This window comes from Salinicola sp. V024 (assembly GCF_052645315.1).
The window spans coordinates 278,723-291,729 of record NZ_JBQXYB010000001.1 but is presented as its reverse complement, the minus strand read 5'-3'; the positions used below and the strand labels follow the sequence as shown (position 1 = coordinate 291,729).

At 64.0% G+C, this 13,007-nt stretch carries 9 protein-coding genes; 7 read left to right on the top strand and 2 right to left on the bottom strand.

Translation table 11 applies throughout. The features are described 5' to 3' along the window. The first annotated feature begins 118 nt into the window (after positions 1–118). From ACUN9V_RS01280 to ACUN9V_RS01265, 4 genes are all read left to right on the top strand, one after another. Complete coding sequence (locus tag ACUN9V_RS01280) at positions 119–1,714, top strand: pyridoxal phosphate-dependent decarboxylase family protein (protein WP_445510053.1); 1,596 nt, start codon at positions 119–121, stop codon at positions 1,712–1,714. Further along, positions 1,708–3,030 (top strand): lysine N(6)-hydroxylase/L-ornithine N(5)-oxygenase family protein, encoded by a 1,323-nt coding sequence (locus ACUN9V_RS01275; protein ID WP_445510052.1) that lies wholly within the window; start codon positions 1,708–1,710, stop codon positions 3,028–3,030. The genes ACUN9V_RS01280 and ACUN9V_RS01275 overlap by 7 nt, the downstream gene beginning before the upstream one ends. Positions 3,031–3,095: 65 nt before the next feature. Continuing rightward, complete coding sequence (locus tag ACUN9V_RS01270) at positions 3,096–5,633, top strand: GNAT family N-acetyltransferase (RefSeq protein ID WP_445510051.1); 2,538 nt, start codon at positions 3,096–3,098, stop codon at positions 5,631–5,633. Positions 5,634–5,793: 160 nt separating this feature from the next. Further along, the gene (locus ACUN9V_RS01265) at positions 5,794–6,312 is read left to right on the top strand and encodes an RNA polymerase sigma factor (protein ID WP_445510050.1); all 519 of its coding nucleotides are present in this window, start codon (positions 5,794–5,796) and stop codon (positions 6,310–6,312) included. On the opposite strand, the gene ACUN9V_RS01260 is transcribed toward ACUN9V_RS01265, so the two are convergent. Next, positions 6,309–6,779 carry a GNAT family N-acetyltransferase gene (locus tag ACUN9V_RS01260; protein WP_445510049.1) on the bottom strand — a complete coding sequence of 157 codons (471 nt, stop codon included), beginning with the start codon at positions 6,777–6,779 and terminating at the stop codon, positions 6,309–6,311. The two genes, ACUN9V_RS01265 and ACUN9V_RS01260, sit on opposite strands and share 4 nt — an antisense overlap. Beyond that, positions 6,776–8,008: a hypothetical protein gene (locus ACUN9V_RS01255; protein WP_445510048.1), complete on the bottom strand. Its 1,233-nt coding sequence runs from the start codon at positions 8,006–8,008 to the stop codon at positions 6,776–6,778. Before ACUN9V_RS01255 ends, ACUN9V_RS01260 begins: the two co-directional genes overlap by 4 nt. 169 nt (positions 8,009–8,177) lie before the next feature. Between ACUN9V_RS01255 and ACUN9V_RS01250 the strand changes: the two genes are divergently transcribed. The 3 genes from ACUN9V_RS01250 (at position 8,178) to ACUN9V_RS01240 (ending at position 13,007) form a co-directional block, all read left to right on the top strand. Beyond that, positions 8,178–8,945 (top strand): ABC transporter ATP-binding protein, encoded by a 768-nt coding sequence (locus tag ACUN9V_RS01250; RefSeq protein ID WP_445510047.1) that lies wholly within the window; start codon positions 8,178–8,180, stop codon positions 8,943–8,945. Between the two features lie 145 nt (positions 8,946–9,090). Next, positions 9,091–10,857, top strand: coding sequence for an MFS transporter (locus ACUN9V_RS01245; protein ID WP_445510046.1), 1,767 nt, complete (start codon positions 9,091–9,093; stop codon positions 10,855–10,857). Further along, positions 10,854–13,007, top strand: coding sequence for a RecQ family ATP-dependent DNA helicase (locus tag ACUN9V_RS01240; RefSeq protein WP_445510045.1), 2,154 nt, complete (start codon positions 10,854–10,856; stop codon positions 13,005–13,007). Before ACUN9V_RS01245 ends, ACUN9V_RS01240 begins: the two co-directional genes overlap by 4 nt.

Below are 13,007 nucleotides of genomic sequence, written 5' to 3'. Positions count from 1 at the left end.
ATCACTCACCGTTTCGCTCTCTCTCGTTATGCGCGCTCCCGGCGTCGCATCGGCTACGCCTTTGTCTGCAAAAAACGGTTCGCAAAAAGGCGCCAGTAAGGCAATCAGGAGAAACGTCATGCGACATGACATGGAATTCGCCACGCCCATCCCCCTGCATCGGGCCCGCCCGCCAGGCTCGCCTGAAACCCTGACCCTGTTCGGCGAGCAGTCGCTGGAGGCCTACCGCAGCGGCATGCTGCAATGCATGGAGCGGGTCCAGCGCACGCTGAGCCAGGCGCAGGGCCCCTGCAGCGGCGTTGCCCCGCACGAACTGCAGCCGGCGTTCGAGGCGATCGATCTCGACCGGCCCCTGAACGATCTCGATGCCAGCCTCGAGGAGGTCCAGCGGCTCTATCTCGATCACGCCGTGTACTTCCACCATCCACGCTATGTCGCGCATCTCAACTGCCCGATCACGCTACCGTCGATCCTGGCCGAGGCGATCGCCACGCCGCTCAACACGGCAGTGGAAACCTGGGACCAGAGCGCCGGCGCCACGCTGATCGAGCAGAAGCTGATCGACTGGACCGCGGCGCGTATCGGGCTCGGCGAGGTGGCCGATGGCGTGTTCACCAGCGGCGGCACCCAGTCCAACCTGATGGCTTTGAGCATCGCTCGCGACAGCGCCTGTGAAGCGATGCCCGGCCACGCCGGCAACCGCCATCACGGACTTCCGGATAACTATCGCCAGCTGCGCATCCTCACCTCTGAGGTTAGCCACTTCAGCGTGCAGAAGGCGGCCGCGCTGCTGGGTCTCGGCTATGACGCTGTGATCGCCGTGCCCAGCGACACCGATAAGCGCATGGATATCGACGCGCTTCAGGCCACGCTGAAAGAGTGCGACGACAAAGGCCTGATCCCGTTCGCGATCGTCGCAACCGCGGGCACCACGGACTTCGGCAGCATCGACCCGATCCCGACGATCGCCGAGCTCTGCCGGCAGCGTGGCATCTGGCTGCACGTGGACGCCGCCTATGGCGGCGGGCTGCTGCTGTCGCGGCGCCATCGGCACTGGCTCGCCGGGATCGAGCAGGCGGACTCGGTCAGCGTCGACTATCACAAGACCTTCTTTCAGCCGGTGAGCTGCAGCGCCTGCCTGATTCGCGATCGCCGCCAGCTGCGACACGTCACCTACCACGCCGACTATCTCAACCCCCGCGATCAGGCGGAGGACGGCACGCCGGATCTGGTCAACAAGAGCCTGCAGACGACCCGGCGTTTCGACGCTCTGAAGCTGTGGATGACCCTTCGCACGATGGGAGCCGATCGCCTAGGCGACTATCTCGACGACGTCATCGAAGTGGCGCGCGCCACTTATCGGTCCATGCGCGACATCGACGACATCGACGTGCTGATGGCGCCGGCGCTGAGCACGCTGGTGTTTCGTTTCTACCCCTCTTGTTTTCCCCCTTCTCGCCATCGTTCAGCGGCAGCGGAAGAAGAAGCCATCGAATCGATCAACCGTCAGATCCGCCAGACGCTGTCACGCCGAGGCGAGGCAGTCATTGCCGGCACTCGGGTCGACGGACGTTTCTACCTCAAGTTCACACTGCTCAACCCCATGACCCGGGTCGAGGATCTGATGGCCCTGATCTCGGACATCGTCCAGGTCGGCGAAGCCCTGGTCTCGTCGTCGCGTCCGCCAATCGTCTGGAGCACGCCATCATGCTGAGCCGCATCTACGACTTCATCGCCGTCGGCCTGGGGCCGTTCAATCTCGGCCTTGCCTGTCTGACCGATCCCGTGGACGATCTCGACGGCCTGTTTCTCGAGCGTCGTTCCAGCTTCGACTGGCACCCCGGCTTGCTGCTCGAGGACGCCACGCTGCAGACGCCGTTCATGGCCGACCTAGTCACGCTGGCCGACCCGACCAGCCGCTTCAGCTTTCTCAACTATCTGAAATCCCAGGGGCGACTCTACAACTTCTACATCCGCGAGAACTTCTTCCTGCTGCGCAGCGAGTACAACCAGTACTGCCAATGGGTCACCACGCAGCTCGAGTCGCTGCGCTTCAATCGCGATGTCCAGAGCATCACCTACGACGACACCGAGCAGTGCTATCGCATCCGCTGCCGCGATACGCGCAAGAAGGAAAATCGCATCTATCGTGCCCGCCGGCTGGTACTGGGCACCGGCAACGAGCCGATGATTCCGGAATGCTGCCAGTCGTTAGCCGAGCGCGTGGTGCACTCCTCGCGCTATCTCGACAACAAGGCAGCGCTGCAGGCGAAGTCAGTGATCACTATCGTCGGCAGCGGTCAGAGCGCGGCGGAGATCTATCTCGATCTGCTCGAGGATATCGACACGCACGACTACACCCTGAGCTGGGTCACCCGCTCGCCACGCTTCTTTCCGCTGGAGTACGGCAAGCTGACCCTCGAGATGACCTCGCCGGACTACATCGACTACTTCCATGCCCTTCCCGAGTCGACGCGCAACGAACTGATGCGCCAACAGAAAGGCCTCTACAAAGGCATCAACCTCGAGCTGATCAACACCATCTACGATCGCCTCTACACCAAGAGCCTGCAGGGCCACGTGAATACCCACCTGCTGACCTGTGCCCAGCTCGAGAGCTGCCGCTTCGATGCCGCCCGTCGCCGCTTCAATCTCACCTTTACCCACACCGAGCAGGACCAGCGCTTCGAACACCAGACCGAGGGCCTGGTACTCGCCACCGGCTATGCCGCGCAGACGCCGGACTTTCTGGCGCCGATCGAGGAGCGGATTCAGCGCGACGCCGCCGGGCGTTATGCGGTCAGCCGCTACTACAGCATCGCGGCCGGCGACGACATCTTCGTCCAGAACGCCGAGCTGCATACCCACGGCCTGGTCGCGCCGGATCTCGGCATGGCGTGCTACCGCAACGCCTGCATCATCCGTGAGCTCGCCGGACGCGAGGTCTATCCGGTGGAGCGCGGCTTCACCTTCCAGGACTTCGGCGCGCCCGACGATCGCGTGTTCCAGCCCCAGCGGGCGACGGCATGACCGCCACCGCGCGCCTCGATTCGACATGCCCGATTTCCGATTCCGATTTCCGTCAGGAGAGACTCATGAATCACCCCCAGAGTCGGCTGCCCGCCGAAAGGATGACCAACGCGACAGGCAGCGTGACTGATCTTGAGACGAGTACCACATCGTCCAGCAGCCTCTATTCGCCCGAGATCCGCTTCCGTCGCGACTGGCCGGGCATCGGCACCCTCGCCCTGCGTCCGCTCGATCTCGGCCGCGACATCGACCTCGTCTTCGACTGGGTCAGCCGGGAAACCGCCCGCTTCTGGGGCATGAGCCGCGATACCCGGGATCAGGTCGTGGCGTTCTATCGCGAAATGGCGCAGAGCGAAAACGCCCAGGCCTTCATCGGCCTCCACGACGGCCAGCCGGCATTCCTGGTCGAATGTTACGACCCTCGCCACGATCCGGTCGGCGAGCAGTACCCGGTCCAGCCCGGCGACCGGGGCATGCACTTTCTGGTCGCGCCGAAGGGCCCCGCCAGCCCGTCGATTCACGGTTTCAGCCAGGCGGTAATCGACACCGTCGTCGCCTTCCTGTTCAGCGATCCAGGGACACGCCGCATCGTCGTCGAACCGGACGTCACCAACGACAGGATCCACCCGCTCAATCGTCGTGCCGGCTTCGTCTACGAGCGCGAGATTTCGTTGGGCGAGAAGACCGCCCATCTGGGGTTCTGCACTCGCGAGCGCTTCGAGACGACAGCTGCCTCGCGCCAGCCGGATAACACGACGATCGGGGCCATCGCCCATCTCCGCCCTGGCCGCTGGCAGCGTGCCAACCGTGATCTCCTGTGCAAAGCGATCAGTGAGTTCGCCCATGAGCGACTGCTACAGCCGATCCCGGAAACCGACATCGACGCGAACGGCTGGGCCGACTACGCCCTCGCCACCGATAGCGATGCCGTCCGCTATCGATTCCGCGCGCGCCGAATGGCACTGGATCACTGGTGGATCGACAAGAAAACGCTTGCCAAGACCCGCGACGGCGCGCCGCAAGCGCTGGACGTGGCGCAGTTTCTGCTCGAATGCCGGGGGCGGTTGAACATCGCCGCCGACAATCTGCCGACCTATCTGGAAGAGATCGCCAGTACGCTGGCCGGCATGGCCTACAAATTCGGCCGTGACGTGCCGCCGGCCGGCGAACTCGCGCTGGCCGACTTCCAGACCCTCGAGACGGCGATGAGCGAGGGCCACCCCTGTTTCGTCGCCAATAGCGGCAGGATCGGCTTCGATGTCGATGACTATCACCGCTACGCACCGGAAGCCGGCGCCGTGATTCGGCCGCTGTGGCTGGCCGCCGCGCGCCACTGCACCGAGTACAGCGCCATCGAGGGTCTCGATGTCGAAACGCTGATCGCCGACGAGCTGGACGCCCCGGTTCGCCAGCGCTTCGAGGCTCGGCTTCGCGAGCTCGATCTCGATCCGGTGGACTACTTCTTGATGCCGGTTCACCCGTGGCAGTGGCGCCACAAGCTGGCGATCACCTTTGCCGGCGAGGTCGCCGAGCAGCGTCTGATACTGCTCGGCGAAGCAGACGACGATTACCGCGCCCAGCAGTCGATCCGCACCTGGTTCAATGTCTCGCAGCCGCGGCGCCGCTACGTCAAGTTCGCGCTGTCGATCCTCAACATGGGCTTCATGCGCGGACTGTCGCCGCACTACATGAAGGGTACGCCGGCCATCAATGCATGGGTCGAAAACGTGGTCAGCAGTGATGTCGAACTGCAGGCCCAGGAATTTAGCGTGCTGCGCGAAGTCGCGACGCTGGGCTATCACCATGCCGGTTTCGAGGCCGCCACCGAAAAACAGCATCCGTATCAGAAAATGCTGGCCTGCCTGTGGCGCGAAAGCCCCTACACTCGTATCGCGCCCAATCGCCGGCTGATGACCATGGCCGCGCTGCTCCATCGCGATGCGAGTGGCGACGCCCTGCTGCCGGCGCTGATCGACACTTCAGGCATCGGCGCACGCAAATGGATCGAGCGCTATCTGGCGGCCTACATGACACCGCTGCTGCACTGCTTCTACGCCCACGATCTGGTGTTCATGCCCCACGGCGAGAACCTGATTCTGCAGCTGGAAGACGATGTGCCGGTTGGCGCGATCCTCAAGGATATCGGCGAGGAGACCGGCATCTTCGACAACGGCCAGTCCCTGCCGGAAGCCGCCAGACGCATCGCGGTCGAGGTGCCGGAGCACTTGAAGATCCTGTCGATCTTCACCGATCTGTTCGACTGTTTCTTCCGCTTCCTGGCCGAAATCCTGGTGGCTTCGAACCAGCTCGAGGAGGACGATTTCTGGCAGCTGGTCGCGTCTTGTGTGATCGATTACCAGCGGCGGCATCCGCAATTCGACGACAAGTTCGCCCGCTTCGATCTGTTCGCGCCCGAGTTCACGCTGTCGTGTCTCAATCGCCTGCAACTGCGCGACAACCGGCAGATGATCGATCTCGCCGATCCGTCGAAGAACCTGCAGTTCGCTGGCTCGCTGATCAATCCCATCGCCGCCCACCGGCCCACGAGTGGCGGTGAAAATCAGGAGGCGGGAAAGACCGGGACGCTGACGACGACAAGCTGAGCTAGCCGTTGCGCGAAACACGTCACCACCGGGCGCCCTCGAGGCGCCCGGTCGACGAGTTGTTGCCAATGCGAGTTGTTGCCAATACGACTTGTTGCTAATGATTCTCATTTTTGCCATGATCGCGGCACTTTTCCTGTGATGCCATCGGGTCGCCACCATGCGCGAAGCCACTGTCGAGTCGCTCTATCGTCAGCACCATCGCGAGCTGCTGGGCTTCCTCAGCCGCCAGCTGGATTCCCGCGACCAGGCCGCCGACCTGTGCCACGAGGTCTATCTCCGCCTGCTCAACGTTCCCTCGCGAAGCGCGCTCGATAATCCGCGCGCCTATCTGTTTCGTATCGCCCGCAATCTGCTGATCGATCATCGTCGTCGCCAGGTACCGGATCTGATCGCCATCGAGGCGCTGGAACCGGTTCTGGTCTGTCCGCGCGCCTGCCCGGAAACCGACGCCTGCCAGCAGCAATGCGTCCATCAGCTCACGCGAACGCTGGGAAAACTACCCGAACGGCTGCGCCAGGCGCTGATCTGGCATCGGTTGGAGGGATTGACGCAGCGCGAGATCGGCCAGCGGCTCGGTGTTTCCGAGCGCATGGCGGGGCGCTATATCGCTCAGGCGATGACGCGTTGTCAGGCTGAGCTCGACAGCCTGGATATCGCCTCGTGGCCCGACGTTTAATCGTTGCTCGGCTTGGGGTACCAGGCCATGCCGACGGCATGAGGCGCGGTCGGCTCGAAGCCGAACTGAGCATAAAGCCGATGCGCTTCGCCATCCGCCAGCAGGCTGACGAAGGCATTTTCCGGCGCCTCGCGCAGAAGGTAGCTCCGTATCTCGCTCATGATCCGCTTGCCCAGGCCCCGCCCTTGATGGGCCGGCTTCACGGCGATATCCACCACCTGGTAGAAGCAGCCGCCGTCGCCTACGACGCGCCCCATGCCGACGGTTTCGCTCTCGTGCTCGCCTTCATTCTCGCCCTGGTGAACGACCTGCACGACAAACAGGCTTTGGGGCAGGCCACGCGCGGCACCGGCGGCGCTGCGCGGACGCATGCCGGCCTCGCGGCGCAGCGTCATGTAAGTGTCGATGGTTGGCGGCTCGAAAATCAGCCGATAAGCGTTGTCATCAGAATAAGCGTCGTCTTTCATAGCGTGGGATCCATTCTCGCGTCATTGTCCGGTCGAGCACTCAGCTTGCCATTACCTTGCGACCGCTGCATTTTCGTCAACCAACGCGGTGTTTTGGATGTTGCCTTCAACAATGGCACCAGCAGCCACAACAGCGGCGCCAGCAACCAGCGATAGACGAAACGGACGACGATCAACAGCGGCAGCAGCACCACGAACCAGATCAGCAGCTGACTCAGCCAGATCGGCCAACCCAGCCACCGCCCGACGTTGGCGCCCAGTGCGCTGACGAGGCTGGGATGACGCACGACCACGTAAGCCGTGCCGGTGATCGCCGCGACCTTGGCCGCCCGCGACAGGCTGACGAAGCCCCCGCCGCCGGCCAGCACGCCGCGTCCGGCAGCCCGCGCGCCCTGCCCTTCGACCGCGGCGCCGGCTCGCACCGCACGGCCGGCTCGCAGCACCTTGATCGCGCTGGTCATCACCAGCAGATCGACACCGGCCCAGCCGATATCCGCAACGCCGATCGCTTCGCCGCGCCGCCACTGGCTCTCCAGATCGCGCAGACCGCTGGTAAAGAAATCGCCGATGTCGCTGACCACACGCTCGCTCTGCAACCAGCGCACCTCGCCGTCGGGATCGACGACGAACTGCTTGAGGAAATCGTGGCCCTTGGCGTCGAGAATGGCGATGGCAACCTGGCCGCGACGGGCGGGCGTCAATGCCATCGGATCCGGCGCCTCGTTTTCGGCCTGGGTCGCGTTCTCGGTCGGGTCGGCCGCGGCCCGGGAATCGCCAGCCTCGTCGGATTCATCGTCCTCGGCCCACCAGCGGTCGAGCTGCTCGCTGGCCTGACGATAGCGGGTTCCCAACCAGTGCTGAGCGCGCAACATGGCGATGTCGTGATCGCGGTAATAGATCACCGGCAACACCGCATCCGCGCCGAATCGCACCAAACCCTTTTGAAATTCCGGATCGAGTCCATAATCGAGCAACGCTTCGCGGGCCAGGTCACCATGATTGCGGATCGCCAACCAGGCACTCGTCCAGAGCGCCGGATCATCGGCGTAGTTCAGGAAGAGCGCGTTGATGGCGGGTGATTCCTCGGCCAGCCCGTCCGCCAGCGACGGCAGCGCGCGCTGGGTTTCCAGTCGCACCATCCGCTGCTCGAACGGTTCATGCGAAGCGACGGCGGTCAGCACGCCCCCGGCGACGAGCGCGAACAGCAATATCGACAACCAGACTTTCATGGGTTCGCGCTCCTTATCATGGGTTCGCGCTCCAGGGACAGGGATATTCGGCAGTCAACGGACGCTGCCAGACGATAAACGACGACAACTGTCTTTGATAACCGTTCGTATTTGAATTAGGATTGCCTTCCATCTGTGACCTATCACTCATCGCGAGGTTGCCCCAGCCATGTTCGAAGTCCAATCGGCGAGCTTCGAGATCGCGGGCAAGACGCTGCTCTCGTCTATCGATTTCACCTTCGGTGAAGGCCAGATTTACGGCCTGATCGGTCACAACGGTTCCGGCAAGTCGACGCTGCTCAAGCTGCTCGCGCAGCAGCAGCCGGTCAGCCACGGTAGCATCCAGCTCGATGGCCGGCCGCTGTCACAGTGGAAACCGCGCGAGTTTGCCCGCCATGTCGCCTATCTGCCACAACATCTACCCAGCGCCGAGAACCTGACCTGCCGCGAGCTGATCGGTTTTGGCCGCTACCCCTGGCACGGCCTGCTGGGGCGCCTCAACCGCCACGATCACCAGCAGATCGAACGCGCCATCGCCCTGACCCACACCGAACCCTTCGCTGATCGCCTGGTCGATACGCTCTCCGGCGGCGAACGTCAGCGGGTGTGGCTCGCCATGCTGCTGGCCCAGGGCAGCCGCTATCTGCTGCTCGATGAGCCGCTGGCCGCACTCGATATCGCCCATCAGGTCGAAGTGCTCGCGCTAGTGCGCAAGCTCTGCCGCGAGTTGGGCCTCGGCGTCGTCATCGTGCTTCATGACGTCAACATGGCCGCCCGCTACTGCGATCATCTGGTTGCCCTGCACAGCGGCAAGCTTCTCGCCGAGGGCGCGCCGGCCAGCATGATGAACGACATCAATCTCGAAGCCATCTACGGCATCCCCATGCGGGTCATGAATCACCCCGCCGACGCCTGCCCCATCGCGGTGCTGCAGTAACGGCCATCGCCGCTGTCACCATGATACCCATCGTTTCTGACATGAGGCTTGCCGGTTAGCGATAGCGCTGGACCCTCGCAGGCAGACCAAGGATGCTAATCTTCAGGCTTTGCCTTCCGATTCGCCTCCTGTCTGCGAGCTCGTCATGCTGCAACCCGTTTCCCGCCAGAGTGATCTGACCCTCGAGTCCGAACAGACGCCGCCACGGCCGGCGGATGTCAGCACCTTCGCTCCGCTGGGCGTCCCCGCGTTCCGGATGATCTGGATCGCCAACCTGTTCGCCAACCTCGGCGTGTGGGCGCAGTCGGTGGCGGCGGCCTGGGTAGTGACGTCCAACGATGGCGGCGCGGTGGCAGTGGCGATGATCCAGGTCGCGGCAGCATTGCCGTTGGTGCTGATGTCGATCGTCACCGGGGTGATCGCCGACAACTACGATCGCCGCAAGGTGATGCTGTTCGGCCTGGGTATCGAGGTGCTGGGCGGCGTATTCGTTACCCTGATCGCATTTCTGAATCTCCTGTCGCCGACCTTGCTGATCGTCTCGATTCTGTGCGTCTCGATCGGTGGTGCGATTACCACGCCGGCCTGGCAGGCCGCAGTCAACGAGCAGGTGCCGCGTAACCTGGTGTCGAGCGCCGTGCTGCTGAACAGCGTCAACTACAACGCCGCCCGTGCCATCGGCCCGGCCATCGGCGGGTTGCTGCTGGCGGCGGTGGGGCCGTCGTGGATCTTCCTGCTCAACGTGTTCTGTTTCTGCGGGCTAATCGCGGCACTGTGGCGCTGGAAACGCGCGGTGCTGCCCAAATCCTTGCCCCCGGAGCGCCTGTGGGAAGGCGTCAAGGCGGCGCTGCATTTCGTGCAGTACTCCAGCGTCACCCGGCTGGTGATGATGCGCTCGTTCATCTTCGGCATCTCCGCCAGCGCACTCTGGGCGCTGCTACCGTTACTGGCCCACCAGCATCCCAGCGGCAGCGCCTCGCTTTACGGCTATATGCTCGGCGGCCTGGGCATCGGCGCCATTGCCGGCAGCACGCTGGTCAACCGGGCCCGCCAGCGGGTCGGCAGCAGCCGACTGATCAGCTTCGCCGCGATGACGCTGGGCGTGGTGATGCTGGCCCTCGGCGGCCTCGATACTTTGTGGGTGCTGTTCCCGGCGCTCATCGTCGGCGGCAGCTGCTGGATCGCGGCCGTGGCCTCTTACAACTCCTCGGTCCAGATACTGGTGCCGGACTGGGTCAAGGCTCGCGCCCTGGCGCTGTATCAGACCGCGCTCTACGGCGGCCTTACGCTGGGCTCGCTGCTGTGGGGGCAGCTGGCCGAAGGGTTGGGCGTACAGATGGCGTTGATGCTGGCCGGCGCGCTGCTGATCGTCTCGGCGCTATTGCTGCTCCCTTCCAAGCTCCCGGAGCTGGATGCCAACGACCTGGTCGAGGCGCCCGAAGCGCACACCAGCAGGCCCGACTTCGACTTCAATCCGGCGCGCGGGTCGGTGATGGTGACGGTCGAATACCGCATCGACAGCGAACATCTGCGTGAATTCGCTCGCGCCGTGCGTCCGCTACGAAAACTGCGGCTGCGCAACGGCGCCAAACGCTGGTCGCTCTACCGCGACACTGTCGATCGCGATCTGTGGCAGGAGGTCTTCCTGGTCCCCAACTGGCTGCAGCATCTGCGCATGCTCGACCGGCTGACGCTGGCCGACCGCGCCATCATCGATCGGGTCACGGCACTCCACAGCGGTCCGGCAGCGCCACATCTACGCTACGGCGTCAGCTATCGTTCGTCGCGGTATGCCCAGCCGGCATTGACGCCGAACCAGACCCAGTCACCCGCCGAGTCTTCGGCCGATTCCGCCTCGTCCGACGCGTCCACACCCGATACGACCGCACCCTGGCCCCAGGAGAAAACATGACCCAGGAGAATATGGCTCAGGAGACGAAAAGCCCCCGCGATACCCTGCTCGAGGTATTCGGCTTTCCCGCCTTTCGCGGTAGCCAGGAAGCCGTGATCGAAAGCGTCATCGACGGGCGCTCGACGGCGGCGATCTTCGCCACCGGCGCCGGCAAGTCGCTCTGCTATCAACTGCCGGCGCTGCATTTGCCCCATCTCACGCTGGTGGTCTCGCCGCTGCTGGCGCTGATGCAGGACCAGTTGGCATTCCTCCAGCGTCACGGCGTGGCGGCCGCGAGCCTCGACTCGACCCAGGATCGCGATACCGCCCGCGCGATCATGGACCGCGCCCGCAGTGGCGAGCTGAAGATTCTGATGGTCTCGGTGGAGCGACTGAAGAACGAGCGCTTTCGTCATTTCCTGCGCCAGATCGCGATTTCGCTGCTGGTGATCGATGAAGCGCACTGTATTTCCGAGTGGGGCCACAATTTCCGCCCGGACTATCTGAAGCTGCCGGATTACCAGCGCGAATTCGGCATCCCCCAGGCGCTGCTGCTGACCGCTACCGCGACACCGGCGGTGATCGACGACATGCGCGCCAAGTTCGACATCGCCTTGGATGACGTCATCGTCACCGGCTTCTATCGCAGCAACCTGGAACTGCTGGTCCATCCGGTGGAAACCGAGAGCCGCCTGCCGGCGCTGGTCGAATGGCTATCGCCACGACAGGCGCCAACATCGGAACCGGGATCACAAGCGCCGACCATCATCTACGTCACTCTCCAGCAGACCGCCGAATCGGTGGCCGCGGCGATGGCGAAGCAGGGTTTCTCGGTGCGCGCTTATCATGCCGGGCTCGACAGCGAGACCCGAGACCAGATCCAGCGCGGTTTCATGAGCGGCGAGATTCCCTGCATCGTTGCCACCATCGCCTTCGGCATGGGCATCGACAAGGGCGATATCCGCAACGTCATTCACTACGACCTGCCCAAGTCGATCGAGAACTACAGCCAGGAGATCGGTCGCGCCGGACGCGACGGCAACCCCTCGCGCTGCCTGATGCTGGCCGGCCGCGACGGCCTGCGGGTGCTGGAAAACTTCGTCTATGGCGACACGCCGGAGCGCGAGGGCATTCGCCACGTGCTGAGCGAAATTGCCGATGCCGGCCAACGGCCGGAGCGCCAATGGCCGGTGCTGCTCAACACGCTATCCCGCGACAGCAACGTTCGTCTGCTGCCGTTGAAGACACTGCTGGTCCGGCTCGAGATGCACGGGGTGATCGCGCCCCGCTTTGCCTATCTGGCGGAGTACCGGCTGCGCTATCTCGAAGCGCCCAGTGATCTGGTCTCGCGATTCCAGGGCGAACGCGCCGACTTCGTGCGCCTGCTGGTGGACAACATCGCCATGGCAAAAACCTGGGGCACGGTGGATTTCGAACGGCTCTACCAAGCCGGCGTCGACGCTCAGATCGATGCCTCGCGCTCGCGGGTGATCACCGCGCTCGAGTACTTTCAGGACAAGGGCTGGGTGGTGCTGGAAGGCAAGCACATGACTGACGTCTACGAGGTGCGCCAATCGGAGATCGACGTCGACGCCCTGACCGACCGTCTGCTCGCCGAGTGCCACGCCAGAGAAGCCTCGGAGATCGAACGGCTGCAAGCCATGCTGGCGCTGTTCGAATCGGACACCTGCCTGGCCCGTCGCCTCGGCGATTACTTCGGTGACGATTCATTCCAGGGCGACGAACCCATCGCTCACGACGGCGCCGGCCAGCCCGTTCAGACTGCCCGAAGCCGCAGTCAGGCCGCCCGAAACTGCGGCCAGCCTGTTCAAGCCGCCCGAGGCTGCGGCGAGCCTGTTCAAGCCGCCCGAAACTGCGGCCATTGTTCGGTCTGCCAGGGTCACGTCGCTCGTTTGCCCGCAGCGCCGGCACTCCCGGAATTGACCCAGGACGATTTCGAACGCCACGCCCGACCGCTGATCCAGCGCCACCAGGAACAGCTCGGCCCGGTGCCCGGCGCGCAGCGCGTCGCCCACTTTCTGTGTGGGCTCGCCATGCCGATCTTCACGCCGCTCAAGGCGCGCCAGCTGAAGGGTTTCGGCGTCTACGACCAGCGCCCCTACCCCGACGTTCGCGCCTGGGTCGAGCGCCAGATGGCCGCTATGGGATGA

Coding starts and splice junctions, on each gene's coding strand:
- ACUN9V_RS01280 (WP_445510053.1), top strand. CDS start 119: ATGCGACATGACATGGAATTCGCCACGCCCATCCCCCTGCATCGGGCC.
- ACUN9V_RS01245 (WP_445510046.1), top strand. CDS start 9,091: ATGCTGCAACCCGTTTCCCGCCAGAGTGATCTGACCCTCGAGTCCGAA.
- ACUN9V_RS01255 (WP_445510048.1), bottom strand. CDS start 8,008: ATGAAAGTCTGGTTGTCGATATTGCTGTTCGCGCTCGTCGCCGGGGGC.
- ACUN9V_RS01275 (WP_445510052.1), top strand. CDS start 1,708: ATGCTGAGCCGCATCTACGACTTCATCGCCGTCGGCCTGGGGCCGTTC.
- ACUN9V_RS01260 (WP_445510049.1), bottom strand. CDS start 6,779: ATGAAAGACGACGCTTATTCTGATGACAACGCTTATCGGCTGATTTTC.
- ACUN9V_RS01240 (WP_445510045.1), top strand. CDS start 10,854: ATGACCCAGGAGAATATGGCTCAGGAGACGAAAAGCCCCCGCGATACC.
- ACUN9V_RS01270 (WP_445510051.1), top strand. CDS start 3,096: ATGAATCACCCCCAGAGTCGGCTGCCCGCCGAAAGGATGACCAACGCG.
- ACUN9V_RS01250 (WP_445510047.1), top strand. CDS start 8,178: ATGTTCGAAGTCCAATCGGCGAGCTTCGAGATCGCGGGCAAGACGCTG.
- ACUN9V_RS01265 (WP_445510050.1), top strand. CDS start 5,794: ATGCGCGAAGCCACTGTCGAGTCGCTCTATCGTCAGCACCATCGCGAG.